The following is a 21,560-nucleotide window of genomic DNA, read 5'->3' on the forward strand; positions in this document are numbered from 1 at the left end:
CAGTGGGCCGACCCGGTCACGGATCGGCCCACTGTGTGGACAGTCTTATCGTGACATCGCGACCGGTCCCGGGACGAATTCGGGGTCGACCTGCTCGGTCAAGTCGCGGCCGGACCGGTGGGCCCACGCGCGGGCGTTGCGGACGTGGAACTCCACGGCCTGCCGCTGGTAGGTCGGCCAGTCCTTCTCGACGCCGTCGACCAGCGCACGCATCGCGCGCAGGGCGGCGCGGTTCTCCGGCTCCAGCAGCTCGATCGGCCGGACCTCGCCGCGCTCGGCGGCCCGCACGTGCGCGGAGCGGCCGACCCAGGTCAGCAGGTCGTCGCCGACCTCGTCGCGCAGGAAGTCCAGGTCCTCGCCGTCGGAGACCTTGTTGCCGACGACCGCGACCCGCACGCCGAAGTCGCGCGCGTAGCCGAGGTACTGGCGGTAGACCCCGACGCTGCGCACGGTCGGCTCGCACACCAGGAACGTGACGTCGAAGCGGGTGAACAGGCCGGAGGCGAACGCGTCGGCGCCAGCGGTCATATCGACCACGGCGTACTCGTCGCCGCCGTCGACCATGTGGTTGAGCATCAGCTCGACCGCGCCGACCTTGGAGTGGTAGCAGGCCACGCCCAGGTCGTCGGCGGCGAACGCGCCCGCCACGGCCAGCGGGACGCCGTCGACCGGCCGGACGAAGTCCCGGTGCAGCGGGCTGTCCTCGTCGATCCGCAGCAGCCGCGAACCGCGGCCGGGCGGGGTCGTCTTGACCATGTCGTCGGCGGAGAGGATCCGCGGGTTGTCCCCGCGCAGGTAGTCCTTGATCCGCGGCAGGTGCTCGCCGAGTGTCGGCAGGGCGGCGGCTTGCGCGTCGGTCGCGCCGAGGGCCACCGCGAGGTGCTGGTTGATGTCGGCGTCGAGGGCGAGCAGCGCGGGCGCGGGACGCTCGGCGGCGAGGTGGCGGAGGAACAGCGCGGCCAGCGTGGTCTTGCCGCTGCCGCCCTTGCCGACGAATGCGATCTTCACTAGAGGTCTCCTGGCTTGGTGATGACCGTACTAGTGATATCGGTTTTCATTATCTGTGGCAACTCCTGGTGGTCGCCGTCACCGGATCGAGGTCAGGCGGGCGCCTCGATCTGCGCGTTGGGCAGCTTGCGGTAGGAATCGAGCACGGCCGGGTCCTGGAGCTTCATCCAGTCGATGACCTCGGTGTAGGTGGCGCACGCGGTGTCCGGCCTGGTGCACACCGAGCCCATGAACTGCTCCACCGCGGTCATGAATCCCCCGCCGGACCAGTTGTTGAAGTGGTTGCCCACGACCATCGGGGCCCGGTTGCCGTTGAAGGCGGCCTGGTAGAGGCCCTCGTAGGTGTCGAGGGTGATCTTGGCGAACTCGGGCGCGCGGGCGGGCTCGTCCTTGGCCTTGTTCAGCAGGAACCAGAAGTTGTAGTCCATCAGGATCGTCTTGCGGTAGTTCGCGCCCGGCACCCGCACCGTCGGCATCGCGAACTCCCAGACGCCGCTCTGCTGGGTCGGCCAGGCCAGGCCGTCGGTGACCTGGCTGGAGTCGTAGGTCATCTCGCGGGCGGCCAGGGTCGGCATGACGATGTCGAACTGGCCCTCCAGGCACGGGGTCCGGCCGCCCTTGACGGTGCGCGGGTCGACCTTGAGACCCTTGGCGCGGGCGTCGTCCATGAACTTGAAGAACTGGTCGAGCTCGCTGTTCCACTGCGCGGCGTCCCACCGGCCGACGCTGGGCTCGGAGCCCTTGCAGAAGTGGCCGTTGTAGTGGGTGCCGATCTCGTGGCCCTGCTCGACGGCCTGGTTCAGGTCGCCGATGAGGTTGGTGACGTCGGTGGGGGAGCCGCCGAAACCGATCGACGCTTTACCCGGTTTGTGGCCCGGCCCGGTGTATTCGGTGCGGCGGCTGTCGTCGAGCAGGTAAATTCCGGAAAGGAACCCGGAGAAACGCGCGTCGACCCCGTCGGCGAGCTTCATCATCTTCTGCCAGTGCTCGTGGGAACCGGCCCCGTCGAACGAGAAGACGACGAATTGCGGCGGCTTCTCGCCCGCGTTGAGCTTGCGCATCCACGGTCGCGGCGCGACGTCGGTGTTCGACGAGCCTTGCGGCGACGGCTTCCCGACCAGCGTGTTCGACGCGCCCCCCGGGCGCTGGGTGCCGATCACGACGAGGATGACGAAGGTGACCATCAGCGCGACGCCGAGTGCCAGCATTTCCCAGCGTCTGCGCTTGCTCATTGCGACTCCCACCCTGTCGACGCGGCTTGTTCCTCCCGAAGTGACAGACGTGCACCCGCCATCGCGGTTGCCCCCACGGTAAATACCCGGTGCGGCTATTTCGGCCAGCGACACGGAGCCTGGTTGGACTTTGAGCGGGTCGCAATCCTTCGGTCGAGCGACGGCGTTCGTCGGTTTGATGACCAGAGAGTGTCGAATCGGAGGAGGGTGACCCCCGGTCGCGCGAATCCGCTCCCCGGGCGGGGGTGCGCCGACTACCCTGGGCTGGCCCGGCGGGTTTGCCCCCGCCAGCGGGCCGCTCTGGGTAAAGTAGGTTTTACCCAGCCGGGAACCGGTCGGCCAGGTCGATCGTTGAACCCCGTGAAGGCGCCATTCAGGCCCAGGAGGATCAAGGTGCGTTCTACGAGCAACCCCGCGTTCCGCAACCTGCCGGTCGGCGGGTACGGCCCGAACGCGGGCTTCCAGCCCCAGGCCCAGGGCTACCCGGGCCAGCCGGGCTACGGCGGCTACGAAGCGCCGCCCGTGACCGGCGACCGTCCGATGACGGTCGACGACGTGGTGACCAAGACCGCGATGACCCTGGGCACCGCCCTGGTCGTCGGCATCATCACGGCCATCGCCGTCCTCAGCGGCACGGTCAGCCCGTGGCCGCTGGTCATCGGCGGCATGATCGTCGGACTGATCCTGTCGCTGGTCGTCATCTTCAAGAAGACCCCGAACCCCGCCCTGGTCCTGGCCTACTCGGCCGCCGAAGGTGTGTTCCTCGGAGCCATCACCGGCGTGTTCGAGTACCTGGTCCCCGGCATCGCCGTCCAGGCCATCCTCGGCACCGCGCTGGTGTTCATCACGATGCTGGTGGTCTACAAGACCGGCGCCGTGAAGGTCACCCCGAAGCTCACCAAGTGGATCATCGGCGCGACCTGCGCCGCCGCCGGTCTGATGCTGATCAACCTCATGCTGGGGCTGTTCGGCGTCGACATGGGCATCCGCGGCAACGGCCCGCTGGCGATCGGCATCAGCCTGCTGTTCATCGGTATCGCGGCGTTCAACTTCCTGCTCGACTTCGACATGGCCGACCAGATGATCCGGTCGGGCACCCCGTCGAAGTGGGCCTGGTACGTGGCGTTCGGCCTGATGACCACGCTGGTCTGGCTGTACCTGGAGATGCTGCGCCTGCTGTACGCGCTGAACTCCGACTGATCTGAAGCACGAACAAGGGGCGCCCGGTCTTCGGACCGGGCGCCCTTTTGCTGTCGTCGGCCGCCACGAACGGGTTGGGATCGACACGCGGGCTGCTGCTTGATCTGGGGAGCCTGATGGGGCAAGTGGGGGCAAGCGTGGGAGGACTTGCGCACCAACCACCCACTTCGTCGTCTGCCGTGTCCCGAACAGCCGCAGGATGGATCTCGGGTTCACTGTCGCGACCCCGAACGCCAAAGGCTCCACGTATCGTTGCGATCTATCGCCTGTGTGGCCATCACCGCTGGACTCTCTCCGAGAGCGGAGAGTAGCGATTTCCCCGGCGCGAGCGATGTAGTGCGTATGGCCGAAGTGCCTCCACGTGTTCCATCTACAGGTGTTGGGAGCTCCGATGTCCGAGATTGAACTCCAGATCAGCCTTAGCGAGTTGGACCTCAACGTCCTAGACGACGCCGTATCGGCAGATCCACACGTCCGTTACAAGGAGGGCTACGAGAACGCCGTCGTTGAGGCTGCGATCATCATCACCGCAGTGATTGCTGGTGCCAAACTGATCCTTCGGGTGTGGAAGGAGTTCCGTGGTGGCACGATCGTCAATCTGGTGACTCAGCCGATACTCGTGGAGAACGATCGAGACATCCCGTTCGGCATGTTCGTCGTCGTCACGAAGGACGGAAAGGTTCAGATCGAGGCGAAGGATGAGCCCAAAGACTCGCTAGAGCGCATGATCTCTGGATTCCTCGAACTTGGTATCAACGCTACCAAGGCCGCCGTCCAGAAGATTGTCGACGCGGCGACAAGAAGCGACGACGCCGCCGCACAACCTGCCACATAGATCACAAGTGGTGAAGCCATGACGATCGCAGTTGCTGTCGTAGCCCCAGATGGAATCGTTCTGGCAAGTGACAGCCGGACTACCCTCATGCGTGGGGGGCCGCTTCGGTATCGCGTGGGCACAGACTACGCGCAGAAGCTTTTCTCTCCGTATGACGGGGTCGGTATCGCGCACTATGGCACGGCTACTATCGGTGATCAGACGATTCTCGGCCTCGTAGAAGAGTTTGTGGCCAAGCAATTGAGGCCAGCAGCCCGGCCCTCTCCGCAGGACCTGGGGTCCCTGATAGAGGAATTCTTTACGCAAAAGATTGAAAGTGCGTCCGCGAGGGCCGACCGCCAGCCGCGCCCTGGAATTCTAGGCTTTCTGGTGGCTGGATACGACGCAAAAGGCATCGGCCGAGTTCTTGAGGTGTTACTTCCACGAAGCGCTTCGCGGCCAGCTGAACTTGATCACGGCATCAGCACGTTGAAACCAGGCGCGATCTTTCGGGGGCAGACAAGGTACATTCGGCGGATGTTGGACGGTTGGGACCGCGAAATAGCAAATGAAAAGCTCACACGTTGGTTGGGCCTGTCCGAAAGGGAGGTGAGCTCCTTCCAAGGATACTTCGAGGAATCTGCCAGCATGAGGATGCAGCGAATAATCACGCTGCAGGACGCTCTAGATTACGCCAGCTTTGTCGTGCGTATGGCTATTGACATGGACCGCTTTACCGATGGAGTCGTCAATCAGCAGGGTGCCATGCCGGTATGTGGTGGTCGGGTGCAGGCGTTGATGGTCAGGCGAGACGTGGCACAGTGGGTAGTTCAACACACGGTGAAGATGATGTCTGGGGGAATTGGCGAGGGAGTATAGCCGCACCACGGCAGAGTTTGTTATTCCCGCAGCAGATGCCCCTTATGTAGGTGGAAGGTGTCGGCCTTAATGTCACCGTCGGAAGTAGCCGCCCATTCCTGCCAAAGCGGCTCGTCGTTTTCGTCGTCATCGACCGTGACGTCCGGCTCGCACGTCGTTGCAGTCTTACCTTGGCAAGCGTCCATGCGCCGATTTTACCTCACAACCGCCGATCTGCGACCTTCGGGCGACCATCAAAAACGGGGCCTCTGTCGCGGTCTGGCCTGGCTGTCAATGGTCTTTCGGCCCCTTTCGTGGCGGCCAGTAGTCAGACTTATTGAGCATCGGCATGGCGTGATCTTGGCTAGCACGGTGACCTGCGGGTATGTCAACCAGTACGCCCGTCCTGAATAAGCCTCAGCGTTACCGCTGGTTACACCTGGGATACGGCAGTCAGATGGGGGACTACATTCGAACCCTCGGGCGGCAGTCGGAGGGTGTCGAACCTCGAGCAAGCCTCAGCGAAGTCGTCCGGCGGACCTTCGACAAGTACGCGGGCGACATCGTTGACCGGGCGATCGAAAATCGCCTAACAGGGGACGGCATCCCGTGCGCTGGAGGGTACGTGCTGCTAGTCGCGGCGACATTTCGTGTGCCTGGACATGACTGAAGGGCGCCCAGTCAGTTGACTGGGCGCCCTTCAGTCATGCTTTTGTGTTTCTAGCTGAGGCGTTCCAGGACCATGGCCATGCCCTGGCCGCCGCCGACGCACATGGTTTCCAGGCCGAACTGCTTGTCGTGCCACTGCAGTGAGTTGATCAGCGTGGTCGCGATCCGCGCGCCGGTCATGCCGAAGGGGTGGCCGATGGCGATGGCGCCGCCATTGATGTTCAGTTTGTCCTCGTCGACGCCCAGGTCGCGGGCCGAGGGCAGGACCTGTGCGGCGAAGGCCTCGTTGATCTCGACTAGGTCAATGTCGCCGATGGTCAGGCCCGCGCGGGACAGGGCCTGCTTCGAGGCCTCGACCGGGCCAAGCCCCATGACCTCCGGGGACAGGCCGGAGACGCCGGTGGACACGATGCGGGCCAGCGGGGTCAGGCCGAGTTGCTTGGCCTTGGTGTCCGACATGATCACCAGGGCCGCCGCGCCGTCGTTGAGGGGGCAGCAGTTGCCCGCGGTGACGCGGCCGTCGGGGCGGAACACCGGCTTGAGGGTCGCGGTCTTCTCGTAGGTGATGCCCGGGCGGGGGCCGTCATCGGTGTCGACCACGCGGCCGTCGGGCAGCGTGACCGGGGTGATCTCGCGGGCCCAGAAGCCGTCCTTGATGGCCTGCTCGGCCAGGTTCTGCGACCGGACGCCGAAGTGGTCCATGTCCTCGCGGGTGACGCCCTTGAGCAGGGCGAGGTTCTCCGCGGTCTGGCCCATCGAGATGTACGCGTCCGGCACGATCCCGGTCGAGCGCGGGTCCGCCCACTCGCCCGCGCCGGTCTCGGCGACCGACTTCGTCCGGGTCTCGGCCTCTTCGAAGATCGGGTTGTGGGTGTCGGGCCACGAGTCCGAGCTGCCCTTGACGAACCGGGACACCGTCTCCACGCCGGCGGAGATGAACACGTCGCCCTCGCCCGCCTTGATGGCGTGCAGGGCCATGCGGGTGGTCTGCAGCGAGGAAGCGCAGTACCGGGTCACGGTGCACCCTGGCAGGTGGTCGTAGCCGAGCAGGACCGACACGATCCGGCCCAGGTTGTTGCCCTGTTCGCCGCCGGGCAGGCCGCAGCCGAGCATCAGGTCGTCGATCTCGGTGGGGTCGAGCGCGGGCACCTTGTCCAGGGCGGCGCGCACCATCTGCGCGGTGAGGTCGTCCGGGCGGATGTCGACCAGCGACCCCTTCCCGGCCCGCCCGATGGGGGATCGGACAGCGGAGACGATGACAGCCTCTGGCATGGCGGACTCCATTCGCGATGTCGCAGGTACAGGCCGAAGGTTACTCCTGAGTAACCCACGGCGCCGCAGCTGAGCCGCGATGTGAGCGTCGTTGCTCAGCCGCTCTCCGCACCTTCCCACACACCTGCCGCCGCGCACAGCGGGGCGAGCGTCACACCGGCGGCCAAGGCGTAGCCGTCGCCGTTGGGGTGGAAGCGGTCCGGGCTGAACAGTTCCTCCGGCCGCTCGTAGAACGCCGGGCTCAGCAGCGCCGCCAGTGGCACCGCCGTGGCCTGCGTGCGGCCTAGTTCCCTGGTCTGCGCCCTGGCCAGGGCCAGGCTCCAGCGCTGGGCGACGGTGCGCAGCGGCTGCGGGATCGGCCGGATCGCGCCCAGGTCCGGGCAGGTCCCGACGACGACGCCCGAGCCTGCCTCGGTCAGCCGACGCACCTGGGCGGCCAGCAGCGCCGCCGACGTGCCGATCCGCATCTTGGCAGTCACGTCGTTGCCGCCGATCATGATCAGCGCGACCGTGGGCGGAAGCTTCAGCGCCGCGTCGACCTGGCCGACCAGGTCGGCCGTGCGCGACCCGCTCACCGCGTGGGTGACCAGCCGCACCGGCCTGCCAGACGCCTGGGCCAGGGCCTTGGCCAGCACGACCCCAGGCAGCCGGTCGGCCGACTCGGCGCCAAGGCCCGCGGCGCTGGAGTCGCCGAACATGGCGAAGGTCACCACGTCGGTGGTCGACAGGGCCAACGGGCCCGTCCCGTCCGGCCGGTAGACGCCGTCGGCGTTGAACGGCAGGTCACGCGGGACGCCGATGATCGACCGCGCCTGGCGTGACTGGGTGTTGAGCAGGGTGTACGCGGCGCCGGACAGCCCGCCCACCGATCCGGCCGCCACCGCGGCCATGCGCAAAGCGCGAATCCCGACCATCGTGTGCCTCCCCTCCACAGTGCATACAAGACGTATCGCTTAACCCATTGGTTCCTTACGCATCAGGAGACAGCAATGTCCCGTTCGGATACGTGCCGACGGATAGGCTGACCCGGAAGGTTCTGTGAATGTGACCCATCGAAGGAGCCCCGGTGCAGTACGTCGACCACATCATCGATCTCGTCGGTGACACGCCGCTGGTCAAGCTGAACTCGCTCGCGCACGGACTGGCCCCGACGGTGCTGGCGAAGGTCGAGTACTTCAACCCCGGCGGCAGCGTGAAGGACCGCATCGCCCTGCGCATGGTCGAGGCGGCCGAGAAGTCCGGCGCGCTGCAGCCCGGCGGCACGATCGTGGAGCCCACGTCCGGCAACACCGGCGTCGGCCTGGCCTTGGTGGCCCAGCGCAAGGGCTACAAGTGCGTGTTCGTCTGCCCCGACAAGGTCAGCGAGGACAAGCGCAACGTCCTCAAGGCCTACGGCGCCGAGGTCGTGGTCTGCCCGACCGCCGTCGCGCCCGAGCACCCGGACTCGTACTACAACGTCTCCGACCGGCTGGTCCGCGAGATCGAGGGCGCCTGGAAGCCCGACCAGTACTCCAACCCCGAGAACCCGCTGAGCCACTACTACTCGACCGGCCCCGAGTTGTGGCGCCAGACCGAGGGCAAGATCACCCACTTTGTGGCGGGCGTCGGCACCGGCGGCACCATCTCCGGCACCGGCCGGTACCTCAAGGAGGTCTCCGACGGCCGCGTGCAGGTCATCGGCGCCGACCCGGAGGGCTCGGTCTACTCCGGCGGCTCCGGCCGCCCGTACCTGGTCGAGGGCGTCGGCGAGGACTTCTGGCCGACGACCTACGACCGCGAGGTCGCCGACGAGATCATCGCCGTCTCCGACGCCGAGTCCTTCGACGTCACCCGCAGGCTCGCCCGTGAGGAAGGCCTGCTGGTCGGCGGCTCGTGCGGAATGGCGGCGGCCGCGGCGCTGCGCCTGGCCTCGCGCCTCGGCCCCGACGACGTGGTCGTCGTGCTGCTGCCCGACGGCGGCCGCGGTTACCTGTCGAAGGTCTTCAACGACTCGTGGATGGCCCAGTACGGTTTCCTCCCGCCCGAGCACTCCGGCGCCACCGTCGGTGACGTGCTGCGCCGCAAGAGCGCGTCGGGCACCACCGTGCCGGACTTCATCCACGCCCACCCGGGCGAGACCGTCGCCGACGCGGTCGCCGTGCTGCGCGAGTTCGGCGTCAGCCAGATGCCCGTCGTCAACGCCGAGCCGCCGGTCATGGCCGCCGAGGTCGTCGGCGCGGTCAACGAGCGCGACCTGCTCGACGCCCTGTTCGCGGGCAAGGCCGCCCTGGCCGACCGCGTCGACCAGCACATGTCCCCGCCGCTGCCGACCATCGGCGCGGGTGAGCAGGTCAGCGTCGCCATGCACGCGCTTTCGGCCGCCGACGGCGCGCTGGTGCTCATTGACGGGAAGCCCGCAGGGGTCGTGACCAGGCAGGACCTCCTCGGATTCCTGGCTGGCCGGTGATGCCTCCGGCGTGGATGGCGGCCGAACCCCACGGTGGTGTCACTGATCCGATAGCGTTACCCGCGATGCAAGCTGACATTCCAGGTCAAAAGGGGTGGGATACCCGATGAGTGCTCCCCAGCCGCCGAACGAGCCTTGGCAGGGCGGTCCGCCCCAGCAGTGGCCCGGCCAGGACCAGGGCCAGCCTGGCTACCCGGCACCAGAGCAGCCTTACACCGCCGCAGGCGACAACACCGGCGCCGACGGCGTCGAACGGACCCAGGCCATCCGCCCCGGCCAGCCCCTCCCGGGCGCCGAGGATGACGGCAACGACCGCACGCAGGTCGTGCGCCCCGGCCAGACGCCGCCGCCCGGCGCCCCCGGCCCGGCCGAGGCGACTCAGATGGTGCCGCCCGGCTCGGTGCCGCAGAACCCGCCGTACGCGCCTCCGGGTGCGCCGCAGTCGCCTCCCGGCGGCTTCGGTCAGCCGCAGCAGCCCTACGGCCAGCCTGGCTTCCAGCAGCAGCAGCAGCCGGGCGGTTTCGGCGGTCCGCCGCAGGGTGGCTTCGGCCAGCAGCCCGGCGGCTACCCGCCCCCCGGCGGCTTCGCCCAGCAGGGCGGCCTCGGCGCGGCCCCGAACTTCGGCGGCCAGGGCGCCAACACAGGCATGATCTCGATGATCGTCCTCGGCGTCGTGGCGGTGCTCGGCTTGATCAGCGCCATCATGGGCATCTCGCTGATGTCGGACTTCTCCAGCGTCAGCGGCGCCTGTGACAGCATTCCGGCGGGCCAGTTCCGGCAGCAGTGTGAGGACACGGTGCCCAGCTACGGCATCAACGTGTTCTTCTCGCTCCTGCAGATCGTCGGCGGTGCGGCCGCTGTCGCGGGTGCGGTCCTCCTCTTCATGAAGAAGACCAACTTCGCGCACATGCTGATCGCCGGTGGCGGTGCGGTCGTGCTCATCGTGGCGATCCTGAACGGTGCGACGGTCACCTTCCGCGGCAGCATCACCACCTCGCTGCTGTTCGGTCTGATCATCACCGCGGCAGGCGCGATGGCGTTCTTCCCGCAGACCAGGGACTTCCTGTTCTCGGCGCCCGCACTGGGCTCGACCGGCTTCTCGCCGCCGCCGCCCGGGTTCGGGCAGCAGCCGCCGCAGCAGCAGGGTTTCGGGCAGCCGCAGCAGGGCTTTGGTCAGCCGCCGCAGCAGCAGGGTTTCGGGCAGCAGCCCCCGCAGCAGGGCTTCGGCCAGCCGCAGACCCCGCCGCCCGGGTTCGGCCAGCCGCCGCAGCAGCAGGGCTACGGCCAGCAGCCCCCGCAGGGCTACGGTCAGCAGCCGCCGCCTCCGGGTGGTCAGCAGCCGCCGCAGCAGTGGTGATCTAGTTCGTCCACAGTGGGCCCCAGCCGAGTCGGCTGGGGCCCACTGTCGTTTGGCTGTCCACATCTTCGGAGTTGTCCACAGCCGCTGGGTGCGGCACGCGCGGGTGGGTGCTGGAGCCGTAGCCTTGTGCCATGGCTGACGACTTCACCCGCTTGGGCTTCGAGACCCGGGCCATCCACGCGGGGCAGGAACCTGATTCGCGGACCGGCGCGGTGATCGTGCCGATCTACCAGACCTCCACCTTCGCCCAGGACGGCGTCGGCGGGCTGCGTGAGGGGTATGAGTACTCCCGCACCGCCAACCCGACCAGGACGGCCCTCGAAGGCGCCCTCGCGGCCCTGGAGGGTGGGGCCCACGCGCTCGCGTTCGCCTCGGGGATGGCGGCCACCGACACGGCGCTGCGCAGCATGACCAAGCCGGGGGACCACATCGTCCTCGGCAGCGACGCCTACGGCGGCACCTTCCGGCTCATCGACAAGGTGTTGACGCTCTGGGGCGTCGAGTACACCGCCGCCGATCTGCACGACCTCGACGCCACCCGCGCCGCGGTCCGGCCGAACACGAAGGTGATCTGGTCTGAGACACCGACCAACCCGCTGCTCGGCATCGCCGACATCGCCGCGCTCGCATCGATCGCGGCTGAGGCCGGGGCGAAACTGGTCATCGACAACACCTTCGCCACCCCATACCTGCAAACCCCGCTGGCCCTCGGCGCCGATGTCGTCCTGCACTCGACGACGAAGTACCTAGGCGGCCACTCCGATGTGGTCGGCGGCGCGCTGGTGACGTCGGACAGTGCGCTCAACGAGGCGTTCGCGTTCCTGCGCAACTCGGCGGGCGGGGTGCCCGGCCCGTTCGACTCCTGGCTGACCCTGCGCGGGGCCAAGACGCTGGCGCTGCGGATGGAGAAGCACAGCGACAACGCCGAGCGGATCGTCGAGACCCTGCTGCGCAGCGACAAGATCAGCAAGGTCTACTACCCGGGCCTGAGCGAGCACCCCGGCCACGAGATCGCAGCCAAGCAGATGCGCCGCTTCGGCGGGATGGTGTCGTTCAGCGTCGCGGCCGGTGAGCAGGCCGCGCTCGACCTCGTCGCGCGCACCAAGCTGTTCACCCTGGCCGAGTCCCTCGGCGGCATCGAGTCGCTGATCGAGCACCCGGGTCGGATGACCCACGCCAGCACCGCGGGTTCGCCGCTGCAGGTCCCGGCCGACCTGGTGCGGCTGTCGGTCGGCATCGAGGACAGCGCCGACCTCATCCAAGACCTGGTCTCCGCCCTGTAAACACCGGACACCCACGATCACATGACCATCGACCGTTGCCACCGCGATGGCCGTGTGGTCGTGGTGTTCCTGGCGTGGGCCGCGGCGATCGTCGCGGCCTTCCTGACCGATCGGCACTTCGAGGACATCGACGTCTACCGGGCGGGCGGACAGGCCTGGCTGGACGGATTGTCCTTGTACGGCCCCGAATTCGGCGAGACCGTGTCGCCCAAGCCGCTCGGGTTCACGTACCCGCCGATCTCGGCGGTCTTGTTCTCGGCGTTGGCGGTGGTCCCGCGCTGGCTGGCCATCGGCGCGTTCAGCGTCGCCGGACTGGCGGCACTGGCGACGACGGTCTGGCTCGCCGCGCGGCGCCTGGGGGACAAGTCCGGGCCCGCGCTGGTCGCCTGCGCGGTGGGGCTGCTGGTCGGGACGGTCGCCGAGCCGGTCCGCGACACGCTCACCTTCGGCCAGATCAACCTGATCCTGATGGCCCTCGTCGCCCTCGACTGCCTGCTGCCGCGCACCCCGTGGCCACGCGGCTTGCTCATCGGGATCGCCGCCGCGATCAAACTGACCCCCGCGTTCTTCGTCCTGTTCTTCCTGGCCCGCCGCGAATGGCGGCCCGCGATCGTGGCGGCCGGGACGGCGGCGGCGGTCACGGCGCTGGGCTTCGCGCTGTCGCCGGGAGACTCGGTGCGCTACTGGACGGCCGCGCTGCTCGACACCGGCCGGATCGGTCAGCCGGAGATGGCGGCCAACCAGTCGGTATCTGGCGTCCTGCACCGGTTGGGACTGGAGACCGCCCTATGGCCGCTGGTGGCCATCGTGCTGGTGGTTGGCGCCTGTGTCCTGGTTGCCCGACTGCGGGGCGTGGGGGACGACGTGGGGGCATTGGTCGGCCTGGCAGCGGCGGGGCTGCTGGTGTCGCCGGTGTCGTGGTCGCACCACTGGGTGTGGATCGCGCCCGCGCTCGTCTATTTGGTCTATCGACGCTGGTGGATCGCCACCGGACTCGCGGCGGCGGCGTTCGTCGTCGGACCGCAGTGGTTCCTACCGCGCCGCGATGGTCGGGAACTGGAGTGGAACGCCGTCGAACAGGTGGCGGGCAACGCCTACGTGTGGCTCGCGCTCGCCCTGCTGTTTTGGCTGGTCAGGGCACCTGACGGAACGGGTCGACCGCGTCGCCCGAGCGGGCAGGAGCGTCCTCGGTCGGGGCGGGCACCAGGTCCGCGGGGTTGACGCACCCGCCGACCAACTCGATCTCGGTGCCATGGGAGACATAGTGGCCCGGGTCGGCGCAGGCGGCATTGTTGACGGTCAACACCGCCACCCCCGCCAACGCCGCGGCGACGCCAAAGCCCGCCACGAGCGAGGCGATGCCCGTCCGCCGAGATCCGAAAGCCATGCCGAACTCTCCCCACGCAGTTTCCGCCAACGAGAGTACCTGGCCTGCGGGAGCCGTACCTGAGGACTAGCTGAGGAGCGAGCGCAGCGCCGACCGCCACGCACCCTCGGTGACAACCAGCGCCCCGCCCGCCACATTCTTCGAATCCCGCACACCCACGCGCCCGGGAGCGAACGCGATCTCGACGCACTCCTCGTCGTCAAGCTCGCCGCCGCCGCCGCTAAGGCTGGACTTCCGCCACTCCGTGTGACCAAGATCCATTTCGTTTCGCCTTCACTCGGAATTCCGCCTCAAGCCGCCTCAGGAACTTCACCGTTTCGGCTGAAGGAAAGGCAACCCGAAGCAGCGTATCCGACATCTCACGGTACTTCGAGATCAAGGCTGTGTTGTCGAGAAACATCCACGAGTGGAGGTGATCGAAGCGCATCACGGCGTCGCCCTTGGCGAAGTCCATCATGATGTAGGGGCCAGTCAGACCAGGGTGAACTCCGTGGTCGAACGGGATCACTCGGACATCGACGTTGGGCAGCTCGTTGACGTTGAGGATGTGTTGGATCTGGTCGGCCATCAGTTCGTCGCTGCCTGCTCTGCGGCGCAACGCCATCTCATCGATGATGGCGAGGTACGACGGAGCGCTTCGCTTCACGAGCACCCGCTGGCGGGCCAGACGGCCTTTGACTACATCCTCAACCCGAGCAGGGGCTGCGCCGCTAATCATCGCGATGGTTCGCATGTAGTCGGCGGTCTGGAGCAGGCCGGGAACGCGCAGCATGGAGCCATGGGCGATGTGGGTGGCCTCGGCCTCGAAGTTGGCCAGGGTCTCTACGCGGCGGGATGCGCGCGGGACGGTGACCTCCACCCATGGCTCTCGTGATCTGCGCGCGAGATCGAGAAGCCGTTCGCGCTCCTTGCCCTTTATCCCGTAGATCGCCAGGAGGGTGGCGACTTCCTCCGAGGTGACCTCACGGAGCGCATTCTCCATCCTGTTGAGCACAGGTCCCGAGAAACCGCTGCGTTGCGCGACTTGCAGAGTCGTCAACTCAGACTCCTTGCGCAGTGCCTTGAGTTCTGCCGCTAGACCGCGCATCCGGGCCGTGCCGTTCTCGTTCATAGCAGGCATTCCATCATCGTGTGCGGTAATCGGCCACCGCGTGATCGTCAGCGTCGTTTCTGCTTCCGACATCGGTTCTGGCCCGCGATCGTTGTGTCCTATGGAGATCAAGGGTCTGACCCACCCGTACACGGGAGCCACCGCCTGCTCCCGCCTGTATGCCTACGGGCATACCTTCCGCTGGGCCAAAGGCGACCGCTACATCGCCGTCCTGCGCGGAACCTGTGTCGAGCAACGGCGGTACTTCATCATCAAAGACACCCTGCCGCGTCCGGTCCTCGAAGGACCGCAACCCCTCGCCGACGCCATCCCAGTCAACGGTGGTCACTGGTCCGACGACGACCTTCTGCGTCACTTCGCCGACGCCTGGGCCAAGAAGCGTGGCTGAGCACCTGACCCTCGACCAGCACGACCTCGTCACCGCGCTCGTCCTGCTGCGCAACAAGATCAGCGAACTCGTGGTCCGCGCGACCACCGAAGGCCCGTCCCGCTGCCCGTGGGCCGATTTGGCCCTGATCCTCGACACGACGGCGACCCTGTGCCGTCGGGAGGTCCTGCTGAACCCGCGACAGGCCGGAACATTTGGTGCCACACCGCCGATGCCATCAGCGACCGATCATGATCTGGAGGCTTGAATGGCCGATGATGTGCTGCGCGTCGACGGTGTCCGCCAAGAGGGCGACGCCCGTCGGACCGGTTCCTACCGATATGAAGTGGCTGATGGCTGCTTCTTGACGCTGTTCGACGACGGTCGCGTCCGCTTCCTGATCGATCCGCGGCCCGATCGCACGATCCGGGTGGTCAAGTCCAACGAGAGCAACAGGCCCGGCGCGAAGCTGATCGAGACCAAGTTCAAGGACTCCTGAGACCTGGCCACTTGGCTTCCGGCGCAACGGAAGTGGCCCCCCGCCCGGTCGTGCCGGCTGGGGGGCCACGCTGCCTCGCGTGCCTCTTGGTCAGAGGTTGCCGCGACGCTCCTGCTCGCGCTCGATGGCCTCGAACAGGGCCTTGAAGTTGCCCTTGCCGAAGCCGAGCGAGCCGTGGCGCTCGATCATCTCGTAGAACACCGTGGGGCGGTCGCCGATCGGCTTGGTGAAGATCTGCAGCAGGTACCCGTCCTCGTCGCGGTCGACCAGGATCTTGTTGTCCTTCAGCAGTTCGATCGGCACCCGCACCTCGCCGATCCGGGCGCGCAGCTCCGGGTCGTCGTAGTAGCTGTCGGGGATGTCGAGGAACTCCACGCCCGCCGCGCGCATGGCGGTGACGGTCTTGATGATGTCGTTGGTGGCCAGGGCGATGTGCTGGCACCCGGGGCCGCCGTAGAACTCCAGGTACTCGTCGATCTGGGACTTCTTCTTCGCGATCGCGGGCTCGTTGAGCGGGAACTTGACCCGGTGGTTGCCGTTGGACACGACCTTGCTCATCAGCGCGGAGTACTCGGTGGCGATGTCGTCGCCGACGAACTCCGCCATGTTCACGAAGCCCATGACGCGGTTGTACCAGTCGACCCAGAAGTCCATCTTGCCGAGCTCGACGTTGCCGACGCAGTGGTCGACGGCCTGGAACAGGCGCTTCGGGGCGTCGGTCGGACGCTCCAGGGAGCCGTTCTTGGCCACGTATCCCGGCAGGTACGGCCCGCTGTAGCGGGACCGGTCGATCAGCGTGTGGCGGGTGACGCCGTAGGTGGCGATGGCGGCGGTGCGCACGGTGCCGTTCTCGTCGGAGACGTCGTGCGGCTCCTCGAGGATGGTGGCGCCGGTGGCGCGGGCGTGCTCGACGCACTTGTCGACGTCGGGCACCTCCAGGGCCAGGTCGACGACGCCGTCGCCGTGCTCGCGGTGGTGGTCGAGCAGCGGGCTGTCCGGGCGCACACCGCCCTTGATGACGAAGCGCGCCGAGCCGGACTTCAGCACGAACGACTTGTGGTCGAAGTTGCCGGTCTCCGGGCCCGAGTAGGCGACCAGGGTCATCCCGAAGGCGGCCTGGTAGAACAGCGCGGTCTGCGTGGCGTTGCCCACGACGAAGACCACCGCGTCCATGGCGTTCACCGGGAACGGGTCCCGGCTCTCGTCGTAGTCGACAAGGCCGACGAGCTGGCGCAGCTGGTCGTAGCTGACCTCGTCCATCCCCAGTTCGCTGCGGCCGAGTGTCCCCGTCATCGCGTCCTCCTGCGTCTTCTTTCTTGCGGTAAACGTGAGCATCTGTCGATGAGGCAGGCTGTGCAACAGTTAGTTGTTTCACAGGACAACTTGACTAGTGTTTGGGGCTGAACCACTGGCAAAGTGGACACTGTGACTAGGAGGTGAACCCGTGTCTGATGATCACGGAGAGGAACTGGACGTACTCGATGCGCGACTGCTCCTGCTGCTCACCGACGAGCCCCGGCTGGGCGTGCTCGAATGCTCACGCAGACTCGGCGTGGCGCGCGGCACCGTGCAGGCGCGGATGGACCGGCTGGAGCGGCGCGGGATCCTCGGCGGGTTCCCGCCCGAACTCGACCTGGCCGCGATGGGCTACGGGCTCACCGCGTTCGCGGTCCTGGAGATCGCCCAGGGCAAGCGCACGGAGGTCGCCGACCGGCTCAGCGCCATCCCCGAGGTGTGCGAGGTCCACGCCACCACCGGGCAGGGCGACCTGCTCGTGCGGATGGTGGCGCGCGACAACGCCGACCTGCAGCGGGTGATCGACGGGGTGGTCAACGTCGAGTGGGTGGGCCGGACCTCGACCTCGATCGCGCTGTCGACGCCGGTGCCGACCAGGGTGCGGCCGCTGCTGGAGCGGATCGTCGGCTGAGTTGTCGGCGCCACAGCTGATCCACAACAGGATCGCAACAGTGGCGGACAAACCTCTCCGGTGACGGCCGAGTGGCCGGGACAGGGAGGAACGTCATGACCAAGCAGACGACCGGGCTGGGCCGGTCGATGATCGCGGCGGCCGGGCTGATGGTCGGCCTGACCATGCTGAGCGCGGTGCCCGCCACCGCGGCCCCGGCCGCACCGGCGAGCACCCAGACCGCGGCGGTCCAGCAGGTCTTCCTCGGCTACGAGTACGACGCGTGCTCGGGCTCGCTCAAGGTCAAGAACAAGTACGGCACGTATGTGCCGATCACCCGGGGCGTGTGGACCACCGTCGACGTCGCGATCAACGGCGACGGCTACTGGTTCTGGAAGTGCGGCAGCTCGGTGGAGTACTCCCGGGGCGAGCCCAACTACCGGCCGCGGGTGAAGCGGCTGCGGGTCTACCACAGCACCCAGAGCAGCAGCATCACCTGGAAGTGCTACGACCTGCTGTGACGCGCGGACGGCCGCCGGTGGCGCACCGGCGGCCGGTCGTCACCGCGCGGCTTCGTGGAGCAACTGGGCGACCGGGGTCACCGCGACCTTGCCGTCGACCTCGACGTACTTCAGCCTGCGTCGGCCGCGGGTGACGATGCTGGCGTTGTAGCGGCGGGGGAGCGCCCAGAACAGGATGACCAGCTGGAACTGGTAGAGCTCCAGGTACACGCCGTCGATGTCCCGCCAGGTCGACGCGAACCTGATGGCGCCGGACGAGCGGGTCAGCACCATGCCCTGCTCGGAGAAGTAGAACGCCTGCTTCCTGTAGGCGCCGATGGCCATGTACCCGCACAGGGCGGCCACGCCGCCGAAGACCAGGATGAGGATGATCGTCGTCAGGTCCCAGGTCGTCGTCGAGACGAACGGGGCAGGCGCGACCATCCCGAAGAACATCACCGCGCCGAACCACCAGAAGATCGCGTGCATTCGGCGATTCGGGTGCTGAAACCGGATGGCGAACGGCCCCAGGCCGAGGGCGTCGGCCCGTTTGGTGACGTTCTGGGGGACCGCGATGGGGGCGATGGACTGCTGATGGTCGGACACGACTGTCACGATGTCACTGGTGGGTGACGCCGTAAAGATCGAAAGGAGTCAGGTTCGGATCTTGAACCAGACTCAGGAGCGATCCGGCCACCGGAGCGTCGCGCGTCCGCCTTGCGTTCTGTCCCGAGGCGCGACGGGTCAAATGGCGAGCCGCTCGCGATCGATCTCCGGCGCGGTGACGGTGATGCCGTGGTCTTCGAAGTCGGCCACGAGCTTCAACTTCCCGCCCAAGGCGGTGACATACCGGCTCAGGGTGTCGACCTCCATCTGGCCGACCTCACCATTCTCGAGCTGGCTGACCCGTGGCTGGCTTACTCCCATGCGCTCGGCGATCTCGGCTTGCGAGATACCGACCTCCTTGCGGAGCTGGGCGAGCCGGAAGCCGAGGACGTATGCCTGCGTTCGGGTGCGCGCCACGGCCCGCGCGGTCTCCACGTCGCGACCGCTCGACCCGTCATGTTCGGCCTTGGCGGCTTTCGCGTCCTTCCATGACCTGGTCATCGGTCAAGCCCTCCTTCCATACTCCGCAGATGCTGCGTGTACCTCTCGACCTCTGCGTGCAGCTGGATCTCCCATGCGGACATTTGACGAATATAAGGCTACTCTTATGCCGTCCGCCAATCCAGACCCAGATCAGTCGAGACGGCCGCCAACGACTAGGCCGCCGGTGGGAGTTCCCACCGGCGGCCTCGACTCGTCAGGGCGTCAGATCAGCCGCTGTACGGAACCGCCTTCGTCAGCGTGACCTTCTGGGTCTTGCCGTTGGGCAGGGCGTACTCCCGGGTCTCGCCTTCCTTGGCACCTAGCAAGGCGCGACCCAGCGGGGACTCCGGCGAGTAGACCTCCAGCCCGCCCTCGCCGCCCTCTTCCCGAGTGGCGAGCAGGAACTGCTCCTCATCGTCGTCCCCATAGCGGACCGTCAACACCATGCCCGGCTGGGCGACGCCGTCGACGGTCGGCGCCTCGCCGACCTTGGCGCCGCGTAGCAGTTCCTGCAGGTGGCGGATCCGAGCCTCCTGCTGGCCCTGCTCCTCGCGGGCGGCGTGGTAACCCCCGTTCTCCTTGAGGTCACCTTCCTCGCGGCTGGTGTTGATCTTCTGCGCGATGACCGGGCGGTTCTCAATCAGCTCGTCGAGCTCGTGCTTGAGCCGGTTGTAGGCCTCCTGGGTCAACCAGGTCACCTGGGTGTCGCTCACGGTCACCAACTCCTCGTCGTACTCCGGGCCCGTGGTTACGGGCCGGCAGCTCCGGGCTGGCGAGCGCGCCCGGAATGGAAAAACACGGCCCGCCTAGGGGCCGTGCAGGTAGACGAGCTTACCACGAACAGGCGTGCTAACCTGACCGTTTTGTCCGATTTTAAGATGATAAGGACGCAGTTCACCCCGTTGGCGGCTGTGTGGTGGACAGGTATTCCGGCACCTGGTAGGAGCATCCGAAGATGTCGGCCGTCACCGGTTCGGTGGAACTCACGATGACCGTCGTCACCCGGACGCGGTCGGGACCGGGGGCGATGTAGACCTCTTTGCGCCCGCCTTCGCCGCCGTCGAGCGAGCGGGTACGCACGATGCACACCGCGGCCCGGTCTGGGGTCTCGCGGGTCACGTCGAACACCAGCTGCATCTGGTTGCCGGGCAGGTTGCTGAACGACGTCCGCTCGGCCTCGATCGGCGCCGTGCCGAGGTTCTGGTAAGCCAGGTACGCGACCACGCCACCCACGGCGAGGCCCGCGGCGATCATCAGCGTCGTGGCACGCCGGGACCTGCGGGCCGGTGGTTTCCCGTAGCGGCCCTCTGGTAGCGCGCGACCGGCCACGGTCATCCGGGGACCTCCTGTGCACGGTTCTCCGACCGGCGGGAACAATGGACCCACCGCGACGCGTTCAGCTATCCGGGTCGAAGTATCCGCTAGGCGCGGGACACCCGACGCGAGGGGGCAGAGAGAGGTCATGGCCGAGAAGATGCGCCTGATGGCAGTGCACGCCCATCCCGACGACGAGTCGAGCAAGGGCGCCGCCACGATGGCGAAATACGTGGCCGAAGGTCACGAGGTCATGGTCGTCACCTGCACGGGTGGCGAGCGCGGCGACATCCTCAACCCGGCGATGGACCGGCCGGAGGTGCACGCCGACATCCCGTCGGTGCGCCGCGCGGAGATGGCCAAGGCGGCCGAGATCCTCGGGGTCCAGCACCGCTGGCTCGGCTTTGTCGACTCCGGCCTGCCCGAGGGCGACCCGCTGCCGCCGCTGCCCGACGGCTGCTTCGCGCTGGTGCCGCTGGCGGAGTCCGTCCCGCCGCTGGTCGAGGCGATCCGCGACTTCAAGCCGCACGTGATCCTCACCTACGACGAGAACGGCGGCTACCCGCACCCGGACCACATCCGGTGCCACGAGGTCTCCGTCGCGGCCTTCGACGCCGCAGGTGACCCCGAGTTGTACCCGTCGGCCGGTGAGCCGTGGTCGCCGCTGAAGCTGTACTACATGCACGGCTTCTCCCGCGCCCGCCTGGTCGTGATGCACGACGCGCTGCTGGCCGCCGGTCTCGAATCGCCCTACGGCGAGTGGATCGACAACTGGAAGCCCGAGAACGGCGACATCTCCGACCGCATCACCACCAAGATCGAATGCGCCGAGTACTTCGAGGTCCGCGACGCCGCGCTGCTGGCGCACGCGACCCAGATCGACCCGGACAGCCGCTGGTTCGCCGTGCCGCTGGAGATCCAGCGGTCGGTGTGGCCGCATGAGGACTACGAGCTGGTCCGCTCCCTGGTGGACAGCACCCTGCCCGAGGACGACCTGTTCGCGGGCGTCGCGGAGAAGGTGTCCCTGTGATTCCCATCCCGGTTTTCGAGACAGTCGCCCTGACCCAGACAGCGCCGCCGACGCCCGCCGACCCGGGCGGGCAGGGCGAGGACTTCGGCAAGTCCTCGCCGCTGGGCTTCCTGATCCTGATCCTGTTCTTCGTCGCGGTGGCGTTCCTGATCCGCTCGATGACGAAGCATTTGAAGCGGGTGCCGGAGAGCTTCGACCCGCCGGAAGAGAAGACC

The 21,560-nt window shown here is 67.4% G+C and carries 25 protein-coding genes and 1 pseudogene; 14 read left to right on the plus strand and 12 right to left on the minus strand.

Translation table 11 applies throughout. From position 1 onward, the window contains the following. Positions 1-45: 45 nt before the first annotated feature. Entirely contained in the window at positions 46-1,008 is a 963-nt protein-coding gene (locus tag BN1701_RS30540) for an ATP-binding protein (protein ID WP_054054565.1), read from the minus strand. A gap of 92 nt (positions 1,009-1,100) precedes the next feature. Beyond that, positions 1,101-2,240 (minus strand): polysaccharide deacetylase, encoded by a 1,140-nt coding sequence (locus tag BN1701_RS30545; RefSeq protein WP_054054567.1) that lies wholly within the window; start codon positions 2,238-2,240, stop codon positions 1,101-1,103. 393 nt (positions 2,241-2,633) lie between these two features. On the opposite strand from BN1701_RS30545, the gene BN1701_RS30550 reads away from it, so the two are divergent. The 3 genes from BN1701_RS30550 to BN1701_RS36140 all read left to right on the plus strand — a co-directional run bounded on the left by BN1701_RS30550 (position 2,634) and on the right by BN1701_RS36140 (position 5,133). After that, positions 2,634-3,440 carry a Bax inhibitor-1/YccA family protein gene (locus BN1701_RS30550; RefSeq protein ID WP_054056261.1) on the plus strand — a complete coding sequence of 269 codons (807 nt, stop codon included), beginning with the start codon at positions 2,634-2,636 and terminating at the stop codon, positions 3,438-3,440. Between the two features lie 391 nt (positions 3,441-3,831). Beyond that, positions 3,832-4,275 carry a hypothetical protein gene (locus BN1701_RS30555; protein ID WP_054054568.1) on the plus strand — a complete coding sequence of 148 codons (444 nt, stop codon included), beginning with the start codon at positions 3,832-3,834 and terminating at the stop codon, positions 4,273-4,275. Between the two features lie 114 nt (positions 4,276-4,389). After that, a complete protein-coding gene (locus BN1701_RS36140) occupies positions 4,390-5,133 on the plus strand; it encodes a hypothetical protein (protein ID WP_157368300.1) in 744 nt (247 codons plus the stop codon). 699 nt (positions 5,134-5,832) lie between these two features. Here the strand turns inward: BN1701_RS36140 and BN1701_RS30565 are convergent. Beyond that, the gene (locus BN1701_RS30565; RefSeq protein ID WP_054056262.1) at positions 5,833-7,053 is read right to left on the minus strand and encodes an acetyl-CoA C-acetyltransferase; all 1,221 of its coding nucleotides are present in this window, start codon (positions 7,051-7,053) and stop codon (positions 5,833-5,835) included. Positions 7,054-7,148: 95 nt separating this feature from the next. Further along, the gene (locus tag BN1701_RS30570) at positions 7,149-7,967 is read right to left on the minus strand and encodes an SGNH/GDSL hydrolase family protein (protein WP_172803349.1); all 819 of its coding nucleotides are present in this window, start codon (positions 7,965-7,967) and stop codon (positions 7,149-7,151) included. Positions 7,968-8,119: 152 nt separating this feature from the next. Between BN1701_RS30570 and BN1701_RS30575 the strand changes: the two genes are divergently transcribed. The 4 genes from BN1701_RS30575 (at position 8,120) to BN1701_RS30590 (ending at position 13,363) form a co-directional block, all read left to right on the plus strand. Beyond that, positions 8,120-9,499, plus strand: coding sequence for a cystathionine beta-synthase (locus BN1701_RS30575; protein ID WP_054054572.1), 1,380 nt, complete (start codon positions 8,120-8,122; stop codon positions 9,497-9,499). A 106-nt stretch (positions 9,500-9,605) separates the two neighbouring features. Then, positions 9,606-10,856: a hypothetical protein gene (locus tag BN1701_RS30580; protein ID WP_054054575.1), complete on the plus strand. Its 1,251-nt coding sequence runs from the start codon at positions 9,606-9,608 to the stop codon at positions 10,854-10,856. Positions 10,857-10,990: 134 nt separating this feature from the next. Further along, the gene (locus tag BN1701_RS30585) at positions 10,991-12,142 is read left to right on the plus strand and encodes a cystathionine gamma-synthase (RefSeq protein ID WP_054054577.1); all 1,152 of its coding nucleotides are present in this window, start codon (positions 10,991-10,993) and stop codon (positions 12,140-12,142) included. A gap of 21 nt (positions 12,143-12,163) precedes the next feature. Further along, positions 12,164-13,363, plus strand: coding sequence for a glycosyltransferase 87 family protein (locus BN1701_RS30590; protein ID WP_054054580.1), 1,200 nt, complete (start codon positions 12,164-12,166; stop codon positions 13,361-13,363). Here BN1701_RS30590 and BN1701_RS34885 read toward each other — a convergent pair. The 3 genes from BN1701_RS34885 to BN1701_RS30595 form a co-directional block, all read right to left on the minus strand. Beyond that, positions 13,275-13,529: a hypothetical protein gene (locus BN1701_RS34885; RefSeq protein WP_197672152.1), complete on the minus strand. Its 255-nt coding sequence runs from the start codon at positions 13,527-13,529 to the stop codon at positions 13,275-13,277. The genes BN1701_RS30590 and BN1701_RS34885 overlap by 89 nt on opposite strands. Positions 13,530-13,595: 66 nt before the next feature. Then, positions 13,596-13,790, minus strand: a complete 195-nt coding sequence (locus BN1701_RS34890; protein ID WP_082860160.1) for a DUF397 domain-containing protein — start codon at positions 13,788-13,790, stop codon at positions 13,596-13,598. Further along, positions 13,750-14,640 carry a helix-turn-helix transcriptional regulator gene (locus tag BN1701_RS30595; RefSeq protein ID WP_054054582.1) on the minus strand — a complete coding sequence of 297 codons (891 nt, stop codon included), beginning with the start codon at positions 14,638-14,640 and terminating at the stop codon, positions 13,750-13,752. Before BN1701_RS30595 ends, BN1701_RS34890 begins: the two co-directional genes overlap by 41 nt. 100 nt (positions 14,641-14,740) lie before the next feature. On the opposite strand from BN1701_RS30595, the gene BN1701_RS30600 reads away from it, so the two are divergent. From BN1701_RS30600 to BN1701_RS30610, 3 genes are read left to right on the plus strand one after another with little or no spacing between them, the layout of a single operon-like run. After that, a complete protein-coding gene (locus BN1701_RS30600; RefSeq protein WP_054054584.1) occupies positions 14,741-15,028 on the plus strand; it encodes a hypothetical protein in 288 nt (95 codons plus the stop codon). After that, the gene (locus BN1701_RS30605; RefSeq protein WP_054054585.1) at positions 15,021-15,275 is read left to right on the plus strand and encodes a hypothetical protein; all 255 of its coding nucleotides are present in this window, start codon (positions 15,021-15,023) and stop codon (positions 15,273-15,275) included. Before BN1701_RS30600 ends, BN1701_RS30605 begins: the two co-directional genes overlap by 8 nt. Beyond that, positions 15,276-15,506 (plus strand): hypothetical protein, encoded by a 231-nt coding sequence (locus tag BN1701_RS30610; protein ID WP_054054587.1) that lies wholly within the window; start codon positions 15,276-15,278, stop codon positions 15,504-15,506. Between the two features lie 90 nt (positions 15,507-15,596). Here the strand turns inward: BN1701_RS30610 and hppD are convergent, their stop codons facing one another. Beyond that, the gene (gene hppD, locus BN1701_RS30615) at positions 15,597-16,799 is read right to left on the minus strand and encodes a 4-hydroxyphenylpyruvate dioxygenase (protein WP_054054589.1); all 1,203 of its coding nucleotides are present in this window, start codon (positions 16,797-16,799) and stop codon (positions 15,597-15,599) included. A 151-nt stretch (positions 16,800-16,950) separates the two neighbouring features. Between hppD and BN1701_RS30620 the strand changes: the two genes are divergently transcribed. Further along, positions 16,951-17,433, plus strand: coding sequence for an Lrp/AsnC family transcriptional regulator (locus tag BN1701_RS30620; protein ID WP_054054590.1), 483 nt, complete (start codon positions 16,951-16,953; stop codon positions 17,431-17,433). A gap of 95 nt (positions 17,434-17,528) precedes the next feature. Further along, the gene (locus tag BN1701_RS30625; RefSeq protein ID WP_054054593.1) at positions 17,529-17,933 is read left to right on the plus strand and encodes a hypothetical protein; all 405 of its coding nucleotides are present in this window, start codon (positions 17,529-17,531) and stop codon (positions 17,931-17,933) included. A gap of 39 nt (positions 17,934-17,972) precedes the next feature. On the opposite strand, the gene BN1701_RS30630 is transcribed toward BN1701_RS30625, so the two are convergent. The 4 genes from BN1701_RS30630 to BN1701_RS30645 all read right to left on the minus strand — a co-directional run bounded on the left by BN1701_RS30630 (position 17,973) and on the right by BN1701_RS30645 (position 20,336). Further along, entirely contained in the window at positions 17,973-18,518 is a 546-nt protein-coding gene (locus BN1701_RS30630; protein ID WP_054054595.1) for a hypothetical protein, read from the minus strand. 138 nt (positions 18,519-18,656) lie between these two features. Next, entirely contained in the window at positions 18,657-19,019 is a 363-nt protein-coding gene (locus BN1701_RS30635; protein ID WP_054054597.1) for an XRE family transcriptional regulator, read from the minus strand. A gap of 209 nt (positions 19,020-19,228) precedes the next feature. Continuing rightward, positions 19,229-19,720 (minus strand): transcription elongation factor GreA, encoded by a 492-nt coding sequence (gene greA, locus BN1701_RS30640; RefSeq protein ID WP_054054600.1) that lies wholly within the window; start codon positions 19,718-19,720, stop codon positions 19,229-19,231. Between the two features lie 175 nt (positions 19,721-19,895). Further along, positions 19,896-20,336 carry a DUF4307 domain-containing protein gene (locus BN1701_RS30645; RefSeq protein WP_054054602.1) on the minus strand — a complete coding sequence of 147 codons (441 nt, stop codon included), beginning with the start codon at positions 20,334-20,336 and terminating at the stop codon, positions 19,896-19,898. A gap of 127 nt (positions 20,337-20,463) precedes the next feature. On the opposite strand from BN1701_RS30645, the gene mca reads away from it, so the two are divergent. Next, positions 20,464-21,345, plus strand: a complete 882-nt coding sequence (mca, locus tag BN1701_RS30650; RefSeq protein ID WP_054054604.1) for a mycothiol conjugate amidase Mca — start codon at positions 20,464-20,466, stop codon at positions 21,343-21,345. Further along, a pseudogene (locus BN1701_RS30655) lies at positions 21,345-21,557 on the plus strand (hypothetical protein); the annotation flags it as partial. The gene mca and the pseudogene BN1701_RS30655, both read left to right, overlap by 1 nt. Between the last annotated feature and the right edge of the window lie 3 nt (positions 21,558-21,560).

The organism is Alloactinosynnema sp. L-07 (assembly GCF_900070365.1).
Lineage (GTDB): Bacteria > Actinomycetota > Actinomycetes > Mycobacteriales > Pseudonocardiaceae > Actinokineospora.